The organism is Kitasatospora sp. NPDC032757 (assembly GCF_055579305.1).
On the sequence record NZ_JBVINN010000030.1, the window covers coordinates 40,858 to 59,946 of the forward strand.

Below are 19,089 nucleotides of genomic sequence, written 5' to 3' on the forward strand. Positions count from 1 at the left end.
GGCCGGGGGCGCGCAGCAGGGCGCAGAGCCGGTGCGCCCGGCGGGCGGTGGCATCCCGCGGCGCCTCGCGGGAGTACCCACGCGGGCGCGCAGGCCACCACGGGGTTGCGCGAACGGGCTGTACCGCGCCGGGCCCTGTGCCAAGGTCGTTCCCATGCCCGACGCGACGCCGGCGAAGACGGCCGGAACCCGCCCCCGCATCCTGCACCTGATCACCGATCCGCGCCGCCGCGGCGCCCAGAACCTCGCCAGGGACCTCCACCGGGAGCTGCGCCGCCGCGGCCAGGCCTCCGCACTGCGCGCCCTCGCCCCGCACCCCGACGCCCACCCGGACGCGCCCGACACCCGTGCCACCACCGTGCTCGGACCGGGCCGGCTGCACCCCGCCACCCTGCGCGCCCTGCGCGCCGCGGCCCGCACCGCCGACCTCGTCGTCGCGCACGGCTCGTCCACCCTCCCGGCCTGCGCCCTCGCCCTGGCCGGCACCCGCACGCCCTTCGTCTACGTCTCCATCGGCGACCCCCGGCACTGGACGGCGAGCCCACTGCGCCGGCTGCGCACCGGCGTCCTGCTGCACCGCGCGGCCGTCGTCACCGCACTGGCCGACGAGGCCCGCGGCGTCCTGCGGGACCGCTTCCGGCTGCCCGCCGGCAAGGTTCGCACCATCCCCAACGCCCGCGCCGCCGACCGTTACCCGCCCGCCGACGGCGAGGCCGGCCGACGGGCCGCCCGGCACGCCCTCGGCCTGCCCGCCGACGGTCTGCTGGTCGCCTGGATCGGCGCGATCGCGCCGGAGAAGCGGCTCGACCTCGCCCTCGACGCCCTCGACCGGCTCCCCGACGTCCGCCTCGCCGTGGCCGGCGACGGCCCGCAGCGCGCCTCCCTCGAACAGCATCCGGCCGCGGCCAGGGCCCACTTCCTCGGCACCCTCGCCGACCCTGGCCCGCTCTACCGGGCCGCCGACGCGCTGCTGCTCACCAGCGACAGCGAGGGCGTGCCCGGTGTCCTGATCGAGGCCGGGCTGGCCGGGCTGCCCGCCGTCGCCACCGACGTCGGCTGGGTCGGCTCGGTGGTCCGCGACGGTGTCACCGGCGCCCTGGTCGCCCCCGGAGACCCGCTCGCGCTCGCCGAGGCACTGGCCGAGGTGCTGGCCGGCGACCGTGCCGCGCTCGGCGCCGCCGCCCGCGCGCACACGCTCGCGCAGAACGAGCTCGGCGTGGTGACCGACGCCTGGCAGGGCCTGTTCACCGAGGTCTGGCGCCGGAGCTGACCGGCCCGTGCCCGGGGCGCGCACCGACGATGCGTCAAAACGGCATCCGCCCCTGGGAACGGACGCCGGACAGGCGCATACTTCGCTGCGCGGCGCGCCCGTACGACGGAGCCAGCAGGGACTCCGCCCGGGTGCGCCGGCACGGGGAAAGGTCACCGGCATGGTGGTACTCGCGGGCCTCGCGGCCCTGGGAATTCTCTGGCTCGCCACCGGGGTACGGGTGGTGCAGCAGTACGAGCGGGGTGTGGTCTTCCGGCTGGGCCGGGTGCGCGGACGGGTGCGCCAGCCCGGCCCCGCGCTGCTGGTGCCGGTCATCGACCGGATGCGCAAGGTGAACGTGCAGGTCATCACCATGCCGGTGCCCGCCCAGGAGGGCATCACCCGGGACAACGTCTCGGTGCGCGTCGACGCGGTCGTCTACTTCCGGGTGGTCGACCCGGTGCTCGCCACCGTCGACGTGCAGAACTACACCTTCGCCATGTCGCAGGTCGCGCAGACCTCGCTGCGCTCGATCATCGGCAAGAGCGAGCTCGACGACCTGCTGTCCGGGCGGGAGAACCTGCACCGCGGGCTGGAACTGATGCTGGAGAGCCCGGCCGTCGGCTGGGGCGTGCACATCGACCGGGTCGAGATCAAGGACGTCGCCCTGCCGGACTCGATGAAGCGCTCGATGGCCCGGCAGGCCGAGGCCGACCGCGAGCGGCGCGCCCGCATCATCACCGCCGACGGCGAGTTCCAGGCCGCCGCGAAGCTCGCCCAGGCGGCGGAGATGATGGACAGCACGCCGTCCGCGCTCCAACTGCGCCTGCTCCAGACGGTCGTGGAGGTGGCGGCGGAGAAGAACTCCACCCTCGTCCTGCCGTTCCCGGTCGAGCTGCTGCGCTTCTTCGAGGGCGCCACGCCGAAGGCGGGCACCGCCCCACGGCAGTCGCCCGAGCCGGCCGGGGAGCAGGGGCCGGCCGGGGAGCACCGCCCGGCCGGGGAGCCGCCCGCCCTCGCCCAGGCCGCGCCCGTGCCCACGCCCGCCGTGGTCCCGCCGCGCCCGGAGCAGGCGCCGCGTCCGGAGTGACATAGGGCCCCGGCCTGGTCCGGCCTGGTCCCGCCTGGTCCCGCCTGTCGCCGTGGCGGCGGCCGGCTCCGGGGCGGGCCGGGCCGGGGTGGGCCCGGGCGGGGCGGCCGGCCGCGCTGGGCCGTCCGGGTGAATCCGTCCGCGACGCACCGGCGGAACCAGCCGGTCGCGGACCGTGGCCGCGAGGATGCGCGGTGTGAAATCGCTGCTGAGGTCCACCGTCCTGCTCACCGTCGCCACCGGGATCGCCGCATCCCCTGTCCAGGCCGGCGCAGCCACGCATCAACCCGCCACCGAGGGTTCCCGGTTCACCCGCCTCGACCACCCGCAGGCGGCGCGCGCGAGCGCCCGCACCGAGGCGCTCGAGTTCTTCTGGTACGACTGCAGCCACTCCCAGCAGCTGGAGCAGCCGCTCCAGGCCTGGGCCGAGAAGCACCGCGAGGACGTCGACCTGCGCCGGGTGCCCGCGATCTGGCCGGGCAAGCGCGAGGAGGGCGCGCAGCGCGGCCACGCGCGCCTCTACTACACGCTGGAGCGCCTCGGCCTGGTCGAGCGCTTGCAGACCAGCGCCTTCCGTGCGGTCCACTCCGACAAGCAGGACCTCACCACCGAGAACACCGCCACCGACTGGGCGCTGCGCCAGGGCGTCGACCAGCAGCAGTTCCGGGACGCGTACCGCTCGGCCGACGTGCGGCACGCCGTCGACGAGGCCGCCGCACTGTTCGTCCGGTACGGGATCAACGAGCTGCCCACCGTCGTCGTGCAGGGCGAGCACCGCACCTCGCCGACCCACGCCGGGAGCGTTGAGGCGATGCCCGGTGTCATGGACCAGCTGGTGCAGCAGGATCAGCAGCGCAACCCGCGCCGGACGCGGTACTGACCCCGCCCCGATCACCTTCACCGAACCGACCCCCGGCGACCACACTCTGTGCCAGAGTGGACGCCGGGCCGCACCGCTCAGGCCGGGAACTGCCGTGGCGGAAGGCCCACTTCTCGATTCCGGCGGTACCGGAGAGGGCAGGGGTCCGTGGGGGGACAACGCGCGCAGCTCGTCGACGAGCGCGACAGCCAGACATCGGCCGCTCCGAGGCGGCCCGCGGCCGCCGACGGGCCGCCACCGGAGCTGGTCTTCAAACGCCACCTGCGCCCCGCGCAGGTGGCCCGGGAGCTGTGGGGCGCGCGTGAGCTGGTCCGCGCGCTGGCCGAGCGCGACCTGCGCGCCCGCTACAAGCAGGCGGTGCTCGGCTTCGCCTGGGCGGTGCTGACCCCGCTCGCGCTCTGTTCCATCTTCACGCTGGTCTTCCACCGCGCGGTGAAGATCGACACCGGCACGGCGGCCTACCCGCTCTTCGCCTACGTCGGCCTGATCGTCTGGCAGTTCTTCAGCAACACCATGAACCAGGGCGCGCTGAGCCTGGCCAACAACCTCAGCCTGCTGAACAAGGTCTACTGCCCGCGCGAGGTCTTCCCGCTGGCCACCATGCTGGTCGCCAGCGTGGACATGGTGATCGGCATCGGCGTCCTCGGCCTGCTCTTCCTGATCTTCTGGACCGCCCCCGCCGCGACCTTCCTCTGGGTGCTGCCGCTGCTGCTCATCCAGTTCGCCTTCACCTACGGCGTCGCGCTGGTCCTCTCGGTGGCCGTGGTCTACCTGCGCGACGTCCGCCACCTGCTGCCGATCATCACGCAGATGGGAGTCTTCGCCACCCCCGTCGCCTACCCGCTGGCGCAGATCCCGCAGCGCCTGCAGGAGATCTACGTCGGGTTCAACCCGCTCGGCGCCGTCATCGAGGGCTACCGCGGAGCCCTGCTGTACGGGGACGCGCCGGACGTCACGCTCACCTCGATCGCCGCGGTCTCCTCGCTGGTGTTCCTGGTCGGCGGCTACCTGCTGTTCAAGAAGCTGGAGACGGGGATCGCCGATGTCGCCTAGCCGGACGTACCCCCTGGGCACCATCCGCACCGACCAGGTGTGGAAGCGCTTCAAGGCCGACCAGCAGCGGATGCTGCTGCGCGACAAGGTCGACTCGCTGGCCCGCCGGCTGCGCGGCGAGAAGGGCGAGGACTGGCGCTGGGCCCTGCGCGACATCACGATGCACATCGAGCCGGGCGAGTCGGTCGGCCTGATCGGCTCCAACGGCTCCGGCAAGTCCACCCTGCTGAAGATGCTGACCCGGGTGATGTACCCGTACGGCGGCGTGATCGACGTACGCGGCCGGATCGGCGCGCTGATCGAGATCCGGGCCGGCATCCACCCGGATCTGACGGGCCGGGAGAACATCTACCTGTTCGGCGCCTTGCTGGGCCTGCGGCGGCGCGAGGTGGCCACCCGCTTCGACGACATCGTGGAGTTCGCCCGGCTCGGCGGCGCCATCGACCGGCAGGTCAAGTTCTACTCCTCCGGCATGCAGATGCGCCTCGGCTTCGCCGTCGCGGCCTACCTGGAGCCCCATGTCCTGCTGGTGGACGAGGTGTTGGCGGTCGGCGACGCCGTCTTCCAGCAGCGCTGCCTGGACCGGATGCGCGAGGTCGCGGAGCAGGGCACCACGATCGTCTTCGTCTCCCACGACCTGCCGGCGGTGGAGTCGATCTGCCGCCGCGGCATCTGGCTGGAGCAGGGCTCGGTGCGGGTGGACGCGGGCATCAAGGAGGCGATGGCCGGCTACCGGGACTCCATCGAGGCGCAGTCCGAGGCCGGCGGCCGTACCGGCGAGCCGCTGCAACTGCTCAAGCACGCCGTCCGGGGCGAGGACCGCGACAGCCTGACCACCGACGAGCCGATGACGATCGAGCTGACCCTCGGCGGCGACTACCGCGGCGACGCCACCCTGCACCTGGGTGTCAGCGAGGGCACCTCCAGCCCGATCTTCCAGATCAGCCACGAAGTCCGGCTCACCGGCGAGGACCACCAAGTCGCCTGTGTGATACCCAGGTTGCCGCTGCCGCGCGGCCGGTACACGCTCTGGGCCGGCGTCTACAGCATCGGCCGGACCGACGGCGGGACGCTGATGAGCTGGCACTCGGTCGGCCAGTTCGACGTGTTCGGGCCGATGCTGGACACGCCGCCGCGCGCGGTCGTGCTGGCCGCGCCGGTGTTCGTCCCGCACCACTGGGAGGAGTGAGCCTTGCGACCTGTCCGGGTGCTGGTCCATCTCAACAACCTCGCCCTGGGCGGGGCCCAGCTCAACGCCGTCGACATCGCCCGCACCCTGCGCGACCGCGGCCACGACCCGGTGCTGTTCGCGCAGGGCGTGGCCGGCCCCGCCCCGCTGGTCGAGGTCGCCGCCGGGCACGGTCTGGAGGTGGTGGTCGCGGGCGGGCCCGACACCCCGCACGCCGAGATCCGCCGCCGTCTCGGCCGTCTCGCCGCCGAGCACGGCAGCCAGCTGCTGCACGCCTGGGAGGTCCGGGCCGCCCGCAACTCCTACTTCGGGCCCGGGCGTTACGGCCGGCTGCCGGTGGTCACCACCTTCTACGGCATCCGGATGCTGCGAGGCCTGCCCCGGCACCAGCCGCTGGTGCTCGGACTCGGTGCGCTGATGGGGGACGGCCGGGCCTTCGGCCACCGGGACGTCAGCCTGATCGAGCCGCCGGTCAACACCGCCACCGACGCGCCCGGCCGGGTGGACGGGGCCGCTTTCCGCCGCGAACACGGTATCGGCGACGACGAGTTGCTGCTCGCCATCGTCACCCGCCTGGTGCCCGCGCTGGAGAAGGACGCCGGTGCCGAGCTGACCGTCGATGCCGTCCGGCAGTTGGACGACCCGAGGGTGCGGCTCGTCATCGTCGGCGCCGGGCCCAGTCTGGAGAAGCTGCGCGCCCGAGCGGCCGGGGCGAACGCGGCGCTCGGCCGCCAAGCCGTCCTGGTCCCGGGCCAGTTGGCCGATCCGCGGCCCGCCTACCAGGCTGCCGACGTCGTCCTCGGCATGGGCGGTTCGGCCCTGCGCGGCCTGGCCTTCGGCAAGCCGGTGGTGGTCCACGGCGCGGCCGGGTACACCGCCGTGCACGAGCCGGGCCCGCTGGTGGAGCCGCACGCCTCACGGTGCATGTACGGGTTCGGTGACGGCTCGCGCGCCCCGGAGGTGCTGGCCGGCCAGCTCCGCGGCCTGCTGGACGACGCCGGGCGCCGGGGTCGACTGGGCTCCTGGGGGCGTGAGTGGGTGGTCGGGCGGTTCTCGCTGGAGAGCGTGACCACCGCCTTCGAGGAGCTGTACGGCCGGGTGCTGGCCCGGCCGGCCCGGGTGACGGGCTGGCTGAAGGACCTCGAACAGATGGCGCGGTACGAGTTCACCAAGCCGGCCGTGCTGCGGCTGCTGGGGCGGTGATCGCCGGGCCATTGCTTCTAACCATTACTGCGGTGTTTAATGGTTAGCATGAGCGAGCTGACGATCCCGCACATCCGGCACCGCCACGTCGAGGTCGACGGCCTGCGCGTCTTCTACCGGGAGACCGGTCCGAGCGACGCGCCCGTCCTCCTGCTGCTGCACGGATTCCCCTCCGCCTCCCACCAGTTCGGCCGGCTCCTCGACGCGCTCGGCACCCGCTACCGCCTGATCGCCCCCGACTACCCCGGCTTCGGCCACAGCGACAGCCCCGCGCCCGGCGACTTCACCTACCGCTTCGACACCCTCGCCGACGTCGTCGAAGGCTTCTGCCTGGCCCTCGGCCTTGACCGGTTCGCCCTCTACGTCTTCGACTTCGGCGCCCCCGTCGGCCTGCGGCTGGCCACCCGCCACCCGGAGTGGATCACCGGCCTGGTGGTCCAGAACGGCAACGCCTACGAGGAGGGACTCTCCGACCAGGCCCGGGAGTTCATCGCCAACCGGCACGGCGTCGACGGCGCCGCCGAACGGGCGCGCTCCATCCTCACCCTGGAGGTCACCCGCAGCCAGTACGAGGGCGGCACCGGCGACCCGGAACTCGTCGCCCCGGACGGCTGGACCCTCGACCAGCACTTCCTCGACCAGCCCGGCCGCAAGGACATCCAGGTCGAACTCGCCCTCGACTACCACTCCAACGTCGCGCTCTACCCCGTCTGGCAGGAGTGGCTGCGCACCCACCGGCCGCCGGCGCTCGTCATCTGGGGCCGGAACGACCCCTTCTTCACCGAGCCCGGCGCCCGCGCCTACCTGCGCGATCTGCCCGACGCGGAGCTGCACGTGTTCGACACCGGCCACTTCGCGCTGGAGGAGAAGCTCCCCGAGATCGCCCCGCTGATCGACGACTTCCTCGCCCGCACGCAGAAGTGATCGCCTGCCGGGACGAGCCGGCCCTCAGCCGAGGCGCAGCAGATAGGTGACGAAGCCCAGGGTGCCCCGGTAGCCGTGCAGCCACTCGGCGCGGTGCCGGTCCGCCGCCTCACGCGCGGCCGCCGCGTCCGGGTGGTCCGGGTGGTCCAGCGCCCACTCGGCCAGCGAACCCGTCCAGGAGAGCTCGTAGTCGTCCCACTCCTGCGGGCTGCTGACATACCCGTACACCGGAGTCCAGCCGTCCGCGAGCACCCGGTCGGTGGTGGTCGCCAGGTCCGCGTAGTCGTCCCGGGTCGCGCCCAGGCCGTCCAGCACGGCCTGGGCGGGCTCGCGTTCCCAGAATCCCTCGCCGACCAGCACCAGGCCACCCGGCGCCAGGTGCTCGCGGGCCGCGGCCAGGGTCGGCAGCAGGCCGCCGAAGGCGTGCGTCGCGCCGACGTTCAGCACCAGGCCGAACGGCTCGGTGGCCGTGAACTCCCGGGCGTCCAGATGGTGCAGGCCGATCCGCCGCTCCACCCCGAGGGCCTGCGCGGTCTCCCGGGCCCGGGTCAGGGCCTCCGCGTCCAGGTCCACCCCGACCGCCTGCCAGCGCGGACGGGCGGCCAGCAGGCGCAGCAGCCAGCCGCCCTCACCGCAGCCGAGGTCCAGCGCCCGGCCGGCCTCGGAGCGGGAGGTCGCCCGGGCCAGCAGCCTGGCCACCGAGTCGTCGGCGACCGGCGCGGCGATCGGGTGGTGGGCATGGGCGAGGCGGGAGATCGTCTGGCGGTCCATCCGAACAGTGTGGACCAGCCGGGGTCAGTACGTCCGGCCTTTCCACGCGGCCCCGCGCCCGCGCCAGTGCTGCACCGCGGAGTCCACCGTCATCAGCAGGTAGAGCGACGCGGTGAACGGCAGCAGCAGCGCGGCCGGCGCCGGCTGCCCGTAGTAGCGCAGCATCGGCAGGAAGGTCCCCGCCATCAGTGCCCACGCCGCCCCGCCCGCCGCGGCCACCGCCCAGCTGCCGGTGGCCAGGCCGGCCAGCGCCGCCACCGGCGGCACCAGGTACACCAGCGCCAGTCCGACGACGGTGCCGAGCAGCAGCAGCGGCGAGTGCCGCAACTGCGCGTACGCGCTGCGCGAGACCATCCGCCAGAGCTGGGCCAGCCGTGGATACGGGCGGACGCTGTCCACCTGCTCGGCCAGGCCGAGCCAGGTCCGGCCGCCCGCCGCCTTCACCGCGCGGGCCAGCGACACATCGTCGATCACCGCCCCCCGGATCGCCGCCACCCCGCCCACCCGCTCCAGCGTCTCCCGCCGCACCAGCGAGCAGCCGCCCGCCGCCGCGGCCGTCCGGGCCCCGGGCCGGTTGCTGCGGCGGAACGGGTACAGCTGGGCGAAGAAGTAGACGAACGCCGGCACGATCAACCGCTCCCACCCGGTCTCCACCCGCAGCCGGGCCATCTGCGACACCAGGTCCAGCCGGTCGCCCTCGGCGGCGGCCACCAGCTCGGCCAGTGAGTCCGGACCGTGCGCGATGTCCGCATCGGTGAGCAGCAGGTACTCGGCGTCCGGACCGGCCAGTTCCACCCCGTGCCGCAGCGCCCACAGCTTGCCGGTCCAGCCCGGCGGCAGCGGGGGCGGGGTGGTGACGGTCAGCCCCAGCCCACCGGGCGTGGCGAGCGCCCGCGCCAGCGCGCCGGTCCCGTCCGAGCTGTGGTCGTCCACCAGCACCACCCGGGCCCGCCCCGGATACTTCTGCGCCAGCAGGCCCGGCAGGCTGAGCGGCAGCACCGCCGCCTCGTCCCGGGCCGGTACCACCACCACGACCTCCGGCCAGCGGGCAGGCGGGCGACGCGGCGGAAGCCGGACGTCGGTACGCCAGAACAAGCCGTGGCAGCACGCCAGCCAGAGCCAGACCAGCAGGGAGAGCAGGGCGATCCACAGCAGGACGGTCACCCGGGCAGTCTGCCGCACCCGGGGCCCGCGGCGGGGCATCGACTAAAGTCTTGCCCTGTGAAGATCGCACTGATGGACTCGGGAATCGGCCTGCTCGCCGCCGCTGCCGCCCTGCGGAAGCTCCGCCCGGACGCCGATCTGGTGCTCTCCTCCGACCCCGCCTCGATGCCCTGGGGCCCGCACACGCCCGAGGAGGTCACCGCGCTCGCCCTCGGCTGCGCGCGGGCGGCCGCGGACCTTCGCCCGGACGCCCTGGTGATCGCCTGCAACACCGCCTCCGTCCACGCGCTCGCGACGCTGCGCGCCGAACTGGAGCCCGCGCTGCCGGTCATCGGCACCGTCCCGGCCATCAAGCCGGCCGCCGCCCTCGGCGGCCCGGTCGCCATCTGGGCCACCCCCGCCACCACGGGCAGCGCCTACCAGCGCGGCCTCATCCACGACTTCTCCGGGACCGCCGCCGTCACCGAGGTCGCCTGCCCCGGCCTGGCGGACGCCGTCGAACACGGCGACGACGGCGCCATCGACGAGGCCATCGCCGACGCGGCCGCCCGTACGCCGGCGGGCACGGCGGCGATCGTGCTCGGCTGCACCCACTACGAACTGGTCGCCGACCGCATCCGCACCGCCGTCGCCCCCCTCGCGGCCCCGCACCTCACGCTGCACGGCTCCGCCGAGGCCGTCGCCGCCCAGGCCCTCCGCCGCGTCGCCGACCCCGGCCGCACCGGCAACGCCACCCTCGCCGTCCTTCACGCCGGCGCTCCCGCGACGCTCCCGCCGGCGGCGCTCCTCTACCCGCAGGGGCACGCCCTGGCCGCTCCGGCCCCGGCGGTCTGACGAGCGGGAACGGGAGGGGCAGCGGGGCGGGCCGGTCGCCGGAGCACCTGCTCCCTGGCCGGCCCGGTCGTGGAGGCTGACCGCCGCGCGCGAGGCGTGACCACCTGCCGCCGCACCCCGCTGCTGCACCCCCGCCACTCCCGCAGCCGGCCGCACCCTGCGCCGCCGCACGGGACGTCGGCCCCGCCCGACGTCCCGTGCGGCGCCGAGCTGCCCTAGGCCACCGCCTGGCCGCGCCAGCGGCGGTAGGCGGGTTCGAGGCCGGAGAGGATGGTGTCGAAGCGGCGGGTGCTGGTGGTGGAGTCGACCTGGAGGCGGCTGATCTGGAGCGGATGGTCGGGCAGGCGGGGGCCGAGGCGGTGGTCGGAGAGGAAGCCGAGGCGGTAGCCGAGCTCCTGGAGGACGGTTTCCGCGCGGGGGTCGTGGCCGCCGTCGGGGTAGGCGAAGGCGGCCGGCGGTTCACCGAGCCAGCGGGTGAGGGCCTCGTGGGCACCGGTGATCTCGGCGCGGACGGTGGCGTCGTCGCAGCGGCCCAGGCAGGGGTGGCCCTGGGTGTGGTTGCCGATGGCGACGCCGCCCGCGCGCAGGGCGAGCAGGTCGGCGGGGGTGAGCTGTTCCTGCCGGGGCGGTCGGCGGTCGGCGCTGACCCGGAGCTCCTGAAGGCTGCGGCGCCGGTCGGGGTCGGGCATGGCCTTGAGCCGGGGGAGCAGTTGGTTGGCCGGTCCGCAGTCGAGTGAGCGGGCGCGCCCGCCGTGCCGGGCGAGGAAGTCCGCCTCGTGCCACCAGAACGGCTTCTCGGTGCCGATCAGCTCGGAGATGACGAACGCGGCGGCCGGGATGCCCCGGTCGTTGAGGGCGGGGAGGGCGTGGGTGAGGACGCTGCGGTCGGCGTCGTCGAAGGTGACGAGCACGCTGCGGGCCGGCAGGGGGCGTCGTTCGGTGACGGCCTGCTGGACGGCGGCGAGCGAGACGGGTGTGGCAAGTCTTCGCAGGCGGTCGAGCTGGGCGCCGAAGGAGCGCGGGTCGGTGACGCCGTGGTACGCGAGCACGGCGAGCCGCTGCGCGGCCCGGGCCCGGAACAGCGGCTGGACAGGGGCGAAGCGCAGCCAGTCACCCCGCCCGGCGGCCGGCCGGGGCGTCGGGCGGGGGGCTGCCACCGGAAGGACGGTGGGTTGCCGGACGGGCGTGCGAACGGCGGGTTGCCGGGCGGCCGGCTGCCCGGCGGCCGCCTGCGACAACGGGCGCACGTTCACGCTCGGCAGGGCTCGGACCACGGAGCTGGTCCGGGTCCTGGAGGTCGATGTCATGGACTGGGACTGCGGCACGGTTCCCCCTCGGTCGCCGGTGCGGCGTGGCGGTACCGCCGGAGGACGGAGCCCGGCCTCCGACTCCAGGGCACGGCGGCTCCGCCCCCTGGGTTCTTCCGGTCCTCGGCGGGGACTCCCAACCCGCACCGCGGACGGCTCCTGGATCGCTCAATGTAGTGGAGACCCCTACACGCCGTAGATGGTTGTACCGGACGGCCGAGGGATTTTTCGCGGGCCCGGAACCGGCGCCCCGGATGTGCGCCGGAGTGCTTCCGGCGCCCTTTCGGTTGCGCAGGGTCGCTACGGAATCACTCCCTGCGGGCTGCCTCCGGAGCGGCCTCGCGGTACCTTGGGCTCATGGCAGATGCGGAACGTGATCACTTCCACCTGCACGGTGCGACCCGGATGGCCCGAGCGTGGAGTGGTGGCGCACTGGTCACCCACCAGATCCCGCTGGCGGTGGTCGGGCTGGCCTGTCTCGCGATCGGCATCGTGGTCGCGGTGGCGGTTCCGGACAGTGACGGCCCGGCCTGGGCGATGGCGGTGTCCGGCTGCCTCGCCGCCGGGGTGCTGCTGCTCGGCCGGATCGCGTTCGCCCTGCTGCGGTACCGGCGCGGCGCCACCCTCTGAATCCGGGGCGCGCGATCCCCTGACGCGCGGGCCGGGGAGGCCGGAAAGCCCGGCTGCCGCCTGAACGGCCGATCGATTCCAACCGGTCAGATCGGCCGGTTTTCAGCCCATCTGCCAACTCCTTCTCGCTTCTTTCACAATTCCGGGGCACCAGCCCCACAGTTCCCCCTACTGTGATTTCCATCCGTGCGCCAACTGCGCCGGATGAAAGGCCACTTGACGGCGCCGGGGAGGGTGCTGCCGAGAGCGGCAGAGGGCAGAGGGGGAACGTTGAGCGGCACCACCGGGCCCACGAAGGCCGGGACGACACCGGTCGAAGCCGAGGCGACACCGGTCGAGGCCGGGACGACACCGGTCGAAGCCGGGACGACACCCACCAGGGCCGAGGCCGGTGCGACCGGGGCCGCCGCCGAGGCCGGTACGACCGGGGGCATCCGCGCGCAGGTCAAACGCCACCTGGCACGCAGGGTCGGGGCCCGGCCGGGCGAGGGCGCCACCGTCCTGATCTACCACCGCGTCGGCGGCGGCAGCCCGGACGAACTGGACGTCACCACGACCGACTTCACCGCCCAGGCCGACCTGCTCGCCGAACTCCCGCCCGGCCGGGTGGTTCCGCTGGACGAGGCGGTGGACCGGATCGAGGCCGGCCGCCGTACCCCCAGCACCGTGCTCACCTTCGACGACGGCTTCGCCGACGTCTACGACAACGCCTGGCCGCTGCTGCGCGAGCGCGGGCTCCCGTTCACCATCTACCTCGCCAGCGGGCACGTCGGCGGCGAGATGCGCTGGGAGGGATCGACCGCGAAGACCTCGGGCGCACCCGGGCTCAGCTGGGAGCAGCTGCGCGAGATGACCGCCTCCGGCCTGTGCACCGTCGCCAACCACACCCGCAGCCATGCCCGCCCCGAGCTGCTGACCACCGCCGAGCTGGACGCCTGCAACGACGACGTCGAGCAGCACCTCGGCGTCCGCCCCCGGCACTACGCCTACACCTGGGGTGTCCCCGTGCCGCACATGGAGCCTGCCTTGCGGGCCCGGTTCCGGACCGCGGCGACCGGCGAGGTCGGCCGCAACACGCCGGGTGTCGACCCGGTCCGGCTGCGCCGGGTGCCGGTCCGCCGCACCGACCCGATCGACTTCTTCCGCGCCAAGCTCTACGGGCGGCTGATACCCGAGCGCGCCTACGCCCGGATCGTGGCGAGCGCGAAGGCGGTGGGGGCCCGTGCCTGAGCCCGTGACGCCCGAGCCCGTGACACCGGCGCCGGCCGCAACCGCATCCCCGACGCCCGCATTGCTGACGACCGAGCCCGTGACGACCGAGCCCGTGACGCCGATGCCCAGACTGCGCGGCCCCGGCGGCCGCCCGCTGCGCGTCGCCCACCTCACCACCGTCGACATGAGCCTGCACCTCCTCCTCGCCACCGAGCTCAAGGTGGACGTGGAGTCCGGCTTCGAGACCTACGGCATCAGCGCGCCCGGCCCGTACGTCCCCGAGATCGAGGCGATCGGCGTCCGGCACGAGCCGCTGCACGCGCTCACCCGGGCCTGGCAGCCGCGCGCCGACGCGGCGGCCGCCCGCGAACTGCTCGCCGTGCTGAACCGGCTCCGCCCGGACGTGCTGCACACCCACAATCCCAAGACCGGCGTGATCGGCCGGGTGCTGGGCCGGCTCGCCCGGGTGCCGGTCGTGGTGAACACCTGCCACGGCCTCTGGGCGCAGGCCCACGACCCGTTCGCCAAGCGGGCGTTCGTCCTCGGTGCCGAGGCCTTCGCGGGCCGCTTCTCGCACGCGGAGCTGTACCAGAACGGCGAGGACCGCCGTACCCTGGCCCGCGCCGTCCCGGCCCGCCGCTCGCGGGTGGTCGGCAATGGGGTCGACCTCACCCGGTTCGCCACCGACCCGGGCGAGCGGGCCCGCACCAGGGCCCGGGTCCGCGCGGAATTCGGCGTCGGCCCGGAGGAGTTGCTGGTCGGCGGAGTCGGCCGGCGGGTGGCCGAGAAGGGCATCGGCGAGTACGCCGAGGCGGCCCGGGCGCTGGCCGGCAAGGCCCGGTTCGTCTGGATCGGCCCGGACGACCCGGAGAAGCCGGACGCCCACGGCGCCGAGTCCGGAGTCGAGTTCCTCGGCGCGCGCAGCGACATGCCCGCGGTGTACGCGGCCCTCGACGTCTTCGTGCTCCCCTCCTACCGGGAGGGGTTCTCGCGTTCCGCCATGGAGGCCGCCGCCGGCGGTCTCCCGATGGTGCTCAGCGACATCCGCGGCTGCCGCGAGATCGGCGGCCACGACGAGCACCTGCTCCTCGCCCCGCCCGGGGACGCCCGGGCCCTCACCACCGCGCTGGACCGGCTTCTCACCGAGCCCGGCCTGCGCGACCGGCTCGGCGCCGCAGCCCGGCGCCGCGCCACGGCGCACTTCGACCAGCGCGCCGTCGCCAGGGTCTCGCTGGAGACCTACGCGGCCGTCGCCCGCGCCAAGGCCCTGCCCTGGACGGTCGGCTGAGCCCATCCGCCACACCACATCAGGGGGAAGGACCGTCATGAAGCGAGGGGGGGACCTCGCGGTCACCGTTCTGGCCGGGATCGTCGCGATTCCGCTCGGCCTGGTGATCGCCCTGCTGATCCGCTGCACGATGGGCGGACCGGTGCTCTTCCGTCAGACCAGGACCGGGTGGCACGGCAAGGAGTTCGAGATCCTCAAGTTCCGCACCATGCGGGACAAACGTTTCCCCGAGGAGCCGGACGCGCCCCGCATCACCCGGCTCGGCGAACTGCTCCGCAGGACCAGCCTGGACGAGCTGCCGCAGCTCTGGAACGTCGCCCGCGGCGAGATGGGCGTGATCGGGCCCCGGCCCACGCTGCCCGAGCAGGTCGTCCACTACTCCCGGCGCCAGCGCGGCCGGCTCGACGTCCGTCCGGGGCTCACCGGCTGGGCGCAGGTCAGGGGCCGCAACTCGATCACCTGGCCCGAGCGGATCGAGCTGGACCTCTGGTACGTCCGGCACCGCTCGCTGCTGTTGGACCTGCGCATCCTCGTGCTCACCGTCAAGGTGCTGCTGAACCCCAGCGGCATCACCGCAGCCGGCGGGGTCAACCCCGGTTTCCCGGCGCCCACCGAGCCCGCCGAGACGCCCGTGGCAACAGCGCCGGCGGCAACGGCAGCAGCAACCGCACCCGCGCCGGTCACCCCGTTCCCGGCCATCAGCCTGCCCCGGCAGGCCACCGGACCGCGCCTGGCGCAGCCCGTCCGCACCGTCGTCGAGGAGCCCTCCTGAACACCGAACCGAGCAGGCCGGGCACGGCCCGGGCAGGCCGGGCCCGGAACCGGGCAGGATGACCGCCATGACCGCCATGACCGCCGCCACGGACCATCAGGAACTCTGGATCGCCGGCGCCGGCGGCGTCGGCCGTGAGGCGCTGGACACGGCGCTCGCGGCCGGCGTCCCGGTAGCGGGGTTCCTCGACGACCACCAGCACGGCGCCACCGTCCGCGGCCTGCCCGTCCGCAGGCCCGCCGACCTTCCGTCCGGCGCCCGCTACCTGGTCGGCATCGCCGACCCGGCCGTCCGGCAGCGGCTCGCCGCCCTGCTGGACGGCCGGGGCGCGGTGCCCGCCACCCTCGTCCACCCGCGGGCGCTGATCGCGCCGGACACCGTGCTCGGGCCGGGCTGCCTGGTGATGGGCGGCGCGTACGTGTCCAGCAGCGTGCGCCTCGGTGCGCACAGCCAGGTGCACTACAACGCGACCGTCGGCCATGACACCGTGTTCGGCGAGCGGGTGACGGTCTACCCGGGCGGCAACGTGTCCGGCGCGGTGCTGCTGGCCGACGGCGCCACCGTCGGCAGCAACGCCGTCGTCCTGCAGGGCCGCAAGATCGGCGCGGCTGCCTTCGTCGGCGCGGCCGCCGTGGTGACCAGGGACGTCCAGCCCGGTGAGGTGGTGGTCGGCTCGCCCGCCCGGCCGCTGCGGGCGTCCGGTTCCTGACCGCCGCAGACTCCCGACGACATCCTCCACCGGGGTTCCCGGCCACCGGTTCCGACCAGCGCTTCCCGGCCGCTTCCCGACCCGTCGTTCCCGACCGTCGTTCCCGGTCGCCGGATAGGGTGCGGGACATGGCCATTCCCGCGTTCCTCGCCGACCTCCGCGCCGTCGTCGGCACCCGCAAGCTCTGGCTCAGCGCCGCCATCGCCGTCGTCCTGGACGACCAGGGCCGGGTGCTGCTCATCCAGCGGGCCGACGACGGCCGCTGGGCGCTGCCCGGCGGCATCCTCGACCCGGGCGAGCAGCCCGCCGACGGCGTGGTGCGCGAGTGCCTGGAGGAGACCGGCGTCGTCGCCGTCCCCGAGGTGCTCGCCGGCGTGCGCGTCACGGACGACATCACCTACCCCAACGGCGACGTGTCGCAGTACCTGGTGCTCGTCTTCCGCTGCCGGCCGGTCGGCGGCGAGGCCCGGGTGAACGACGACGAGGCGCTCGCCGTCGGCTGGTTCGACCTGGACGACCTGCCGCCGATGATCGACGAGGAGCACCAGTGCCTGCGCCAGGCCAGGGAGTCCCGGGGCGGGACCTTCTTCGAGTGGGAGGGCAAGGAGCGGCCGTGACCGGATCCCCGGCAGACCTGACCGAAGTCCCGCTCCCGGCCGGGCCGGTGGAGTTCCGCGGTGCGCTGCACCTGGAGCGCACCGCGGCCGGTCTGCGGCCCTGGCGGCTGCCCGCCTGGACGGCCGCGCAGTTCCCGGGCGACGCGGTGCGCCGGGTGGCCATGATGCCGTCCGGCGTGCGGCTGGCCTTCCGGACGGCGGCGACGGTGCTCGAACTCGTCCTGCACGCGGCGCCGGAGCCGCCGCACCCGGGCGCGGTCGAGCTGGTGCTGGACGGCGTGCGGGCCGACCGGGCGCCACTGCCGGCGGCCGGCGGTCCGGCCGTCCTGCGCTTCCACCCCGGCGCCCCGGACGCCGAGCGCGAGGTGGAGCTGTGGCTGCCGCAGTGGACCTCCGTCGAGCTGGTCGCCCTGCGCGCCGACGCGGCGGTCCACCCGCCCCGGCCGACCGCGCGGCGGCGCTGGCTGCACCACGGCAGTTCGATCAGCCAGGCCCCGGAGGCCGACTCGGCCGCCGACGTCTGGCCGTGGATCGCCGCGGAGCGGGCCGGCGTCGACCTGCTCAACCTCTCGCTGGCCGGCAACGCCCATCTGGACCCGTTCACCGCCCGCACCATCCGCGACCAGCCGGCCGATCTGATCAGCCTCAAGATCGGCATCAACGTCATCACCGCGGCCTCGTTCCGCCGGCGCGCCTTCGTCCCGGCCGTGCACGGCTTCCTGGACACCGTCCGCGAGGGGCACCCGGACACCCCGCTCCTGGTGGTCTCCCCGCTGCTCAGCCCACCGTTCGAACGGACCCCGGGCCCGGCGGCGTACGAGCAGACGGCGGACGGGCCCCGGTTCGCGGCGCTCGGCGACCCGGCCGACATCGCGGCCGGTGCGCTCACCCTGGAGGCGGTCCGCGCCGAGCTGGCCGAGATCACCGCGGCCCGGGCGGCCGGCGACCCGCACCTGCACCACCTGGACGGGCTCGCGCTGCTGGGCCCGGAGGACGCCGAGGGTCTGGCCGACCTGCTGCACCCGAGCCCGGCCGGGCACCGGCTGATCGGCGAACGGTTCGCCGCGCTGGTCTTCGGCCCGGGCGGACCGTTCGCCGACGAGGCCCGGGACGGGGACGACAAGGATGACGAGGGCCGGGACGGCGAGGGTCAGGGCCGGGACGTCCGGGACGGCGAGGGTCAACGCGCGCCGTGACGCGGCGCGCGGGCCGCCACCCTCACGGCATGCCCTCCCGGCAGACCCTCAGAGCGTCCGGAACCACTCCGCCGTACGCTCCAGCCCCTCGCGCAGCGGCACCGGGCGGACGTCCGGGAAGAGCCCGCGCAGCCGGGAGTTGTCGGCCTGGGAGTCCCGGACGTCGCCGGGCCGCGGGTCGGTGTGGGTGACCTCGACGGGGTGGCCGAGCACCGACTCCAGCTCGCCGACCAGCTCCAGCAGTGACGTGCGGGTGCCGAAGGCCAGGTTGACCGGGTCGGCGTGCACCACCCGGCGGACCACCGCCTCGCTGATCACCTGGGTCACCGTGCCGACGTAGGTGAAGTCCCGGCTCTGGCCGCCGTCCCCGTGCACGGTCAGCGGCCGCCCGGCCAGTGCGGCGTCCAGGAAGGCGGGCACCACCGCGGCGTACGCGTGCCCGGCCGGCTGGAGCGGGCCGAACACGTTGAAGAAGCGCAGCGGGAGCACCCCCAGCCCGTAGCAGTGGTGGTAGGCCGCCAGGTACGACTCGGTGGCCAGCTTGCTCACCGCGTAGGGGCTCATCGGCGCGGTGCGCATGGTCTCGCGCTTGGGCAGCTCGCGGTTGGCGCCGTAGACCGAGGACGAGGAGGCGGCGGCCACGTACAGTCCGCCGGCCCGCCGCGCAGCCTCCAGGACCTCCAGGGTGCCGGTGGCGTTGGCGTGGTGGCTGGCCAGCGGGTCCTTGACCGAGCGCGGGACGGAGGGCAGCGCGGCCAGGTGCACCACCGCGTCGGCACCCGTGAACGCCTCGTCCAGCAGTGCCGGTTCGAGGATGCTGCCCTCGTGGAGCACGGCGCCGGTGCCGGCCAGGTTGGCCTTGCTGCCGGTGGACAGGTCGTCCACGACCCGGACCTGGTCCACCTCGGGGCGGGCCAGCAGGGCCCGGACCAGGTTGGCTCCGATGAATCCGGCCCCGCCGGTGACGACCACGCGCATGGCTGAGGTTCCCCCCTCCGACC

General features: G+C 74.5%; 19 protein-coding genes. 15 read left to right on the forward strand and 4 right to left on the reverse strand.

Features of this window, described 5'->3' with window-relative positions; translation table 11 throughout:
* Positions 1-154: 154 nt before the first annotated feature.
* The 7 genes from ACZ5WK_RS27710 (at position 155) to ACZ5WK_RS27740 (ending at position 7,588) form a co-directional block, all read left to right on the forward strand.
* Entirely contained in the window at positions 155-1,270 is a 1,116-nt protein-coding gene (locus tag ACZ5WK_RS27710; protein ID WP_465551159.1) for a glycosyltransferase family 4 protein, read from the forward strand.
* A gap of 160 nt (positions 1,271-1,430) precedes the next feature.
* Positions 1,431-2,339 (forward strand): slipin family protein, encoded by a 909-nt coding sequence (locus ACZ5WK_RS27715; protein ID WP_465551161.1) that lies wholly within the window; start codon positions 1,431-1,433, stop codon positions 2,337-2,339.
* 196 nt (positions 2,340-2,535) lie between these two features.
* Entirely contained in the window at positions 2,536-3,219 is a 684-nt protein-coding gene (locus ACZ5WK_RS27720; protein ID WP_465551163.1) for a thiol:disulfide interchange protein DsbA/DsbL, read from the forward strand.
* A gap of 147 nt (positions 3,220-3,366) precedes the next feature.
* Positions 3,367-4,272 carry an ABC transporter permease gene (locus ACZ5WK_RS27725; RefSeq protein WP_465551165.1) on the forward strand — a complete coding sequence of 302 codons (906 nt, stop codon included), beginning with the start codon at positions 3,367-3,369 and terminating at the stop codon, positions 4,270-4,272.
* Positions 4,262-5,461 (forward strand): ABC transporter ATP-binding protein, encoded by a 1,200-nt coding sequence (locus tag ACZ5WK_RS27730; protein WP_465551167.1) that lies wholly within the window; start codon positions 4,262-4,264, stop codon positions 5,459-5,461. Before ACZ5WK_RS27725 ends, ACZ5WK_RS27730 begins: the two co-directional genes overlap by 11 nt.
* A gap of 3 nt (positions 5,462-5,464) precedes the next feature.
* Positions 5,465-6,664, forward strand: a complete 1,200-nt coding sequence (locus tag ACZ5WK_RS27735; protein WP_465551169.1) for a glycosyltransferase family 4 protein — start codon at positions 5,465-5,467, stop codon at positions 6,662-6,664.
* Positions 6,665-6,712: 48 nt separating this feature from the next.
* Complete coding sequence (locus ACZ5WK_RS27740) at positions 6,713-7,588, forward strand: alpha/beta fold hydrolase (RefSeq protein WP_465551171.1); 876 nt, start codon at positions 6,713-6,715, stop codon at positions 7,586-7,588.
* Positions 7,589-7,612: 24 nt separating this feature from the next.
* Here the strand turns inward: ACZ5WK_RS27740 and ACZ5WK_RS27745 are convergent, their stop codons facing one another.
* Together ACZ5WK_RS27745 and ACZ5WK_RS27750 are read right to left on the reverse strand one after the other, a co-directional pair.
* Positions 7,613-8,359, reverse strand: a complete 747-nt coding sequence (locus tag ACZ5WK_RS27745; RefSeq protein ID WP_465551173.1) for an SAM-dependent methyltransferase — start codon at positions 8,357-8,359, stop codon at positions 7,613-7,615.
* A 24-nt stretch (positions 8,360-8,383) separates the two neighbouring features.
* A complete protein-coding gene (locus ACZ5WK_RS27750; RefSeq protein ID WP_465551175.1) occupies positions 8,384-9,562 on the reverse strand; it encodes a glycosyltransferase in 1,179 nt (392 codons plus the stop codon).
* 18 nt (positions 9,563-9,580) lie between these two features.
* On the opposite strand from ACZ5WK_RS27750, the gene ACZ5WK_RS27755 reads away from it, so the two are divergent.
* Positions 9,581-10,357 (forward strand): glutamate racemase, encoded by a 777-nt coding sequence (locus tag ACZ5WK_RS27755; protein ID WP_465551177.1) that lies wholly within the window; start codon positions 9,581-9,583, stop codon positions 10,355-10,357.
* Positions 10,358-10,572: 215 nt separating this feature from the next.
* On the opposite strand, the gene ACZ5WK_RS27760 is transcribed toward ACZ5WK_RS27755, so the two are convergent.
* On the reverse strand, positions 10,573-11,514 hold the full coding sequence (locus ACZ5WK_RS27760; RefSeq protein WP_465551179.1) for a polysaccharide deacetylase family protein: 942 nt from the start codon (positions 11,512-11,514) through the stop codon (positions 10,573-10,575).
* Positions 11,515-12,021: 507 nt separating this feature from the next.
* Here ACZ5WK_RS27760 and ACZ5WK_RS27765 point away from each other — a divergent pair.
* From ACZ5WK_RS27765 to ACZ5WK_RS27795, 7 genes are all read left to right on the forward strand, one after another.
* Positions 12,022-12,294, forward strand: coding sequence for a hypothetical protein (locus ACZ5WK_RS27765; protein WP_465551181.1), 273 nt, complete (start codon positions 12,022-12,024; stop codon positions 12,292-12,294).
* 270 nt (positions 12,295-12,564) lie between these two features.
* Positions 12,565-13,524, forward strand: a complete 960-nt coding sequence (locus tag ACZ5WK_RS27770) for a polysaccharide deacetylase family protein (protein WP_465551183.1) — start codon at positions 12,565-12,567, stop codon at positions 13,522-13,524.
* Positions 13,525-13,603: 79 nt separating this feature from the next.
* A complete protein-coding gene (locus ACZ5WK_RS27775; RefSeq protein ID WP_465551185.1) occupies positions 13,604-14,794 on the forward strand; it encodes a glycosyltransferase in 1,191 nt (396 codons plus the stop codon).
* 37 nt (positions 14,795-14,831) lie between these two features.
* Positions 14,832-15,566, forward strand: a complete 735-nt coding sequence (locus tag ACZ5WK_RS27780; protein WP_465551187.1) for a sugar transferase — start codon at positions 14,832-14,834, stop codon at positions 15,564-15,566.
* A 67-nt stretch (positions 15,567-15,633) separates the two neighbouring features.
* Positions 15,634-16,275, forward strand: coding sequence for a NeuD/PglB/VioB family sugar acetyltransferase (locus tag ACZ5WK_RS27785; RefSeq protein WP_465551189.1), 642 nt, complete (start codon positions 15,634-15,636; stop codon positions 16,273-16,275).
* Between the two features lie 128 nt (positions 16,276-16,403).
* Positions 16,404-16,892, forward strand: coding sequence for an NUDIX hydrolase (locus tag ACZ5WK_RS27790; RefSeq protein ID WP_465551191.1), 489 nt, complete (start codon positions 16,404-16,406; stop codon positions 16,890-16,892).
* Positions 16,889-18,088, forward strand: coding sequence for a GDSL-type esterase/lipase family protein (locus tag ACZ5WK_RS27795; protein ID WP_465551193.1), 1,200 nt, complete (start codon positions 16,889-16,891; stop codon positions 18,086-18,088). Before ACZ5WK_RS27790 ends, ACZ5WK_RS27795 begins: the two co-directional genes overlap by 4 nt.
* A 48-nt stretch (positions 18,089-18,136) precedes the next feature.
* Here the strand turns inward: ACZ5WK_RS27795 and ACZ5WK_RS27800 are convergent, their stop codons facing one another.
* Positions 18,137-19,066: an NAD-dependent epimerase/dehydratase family protein gene (locus tag ACZ5WK_RS27800; RefSeq protein WP_465551195.1), complete on the reverse strand. Its 930-nt coding sequence runs from the start codon at positions 19,064-19,066 to the stop codon at positions 18,137-18,139.
* Positions 19,067-19,089 lie beyond the last annotated feature (23 nt).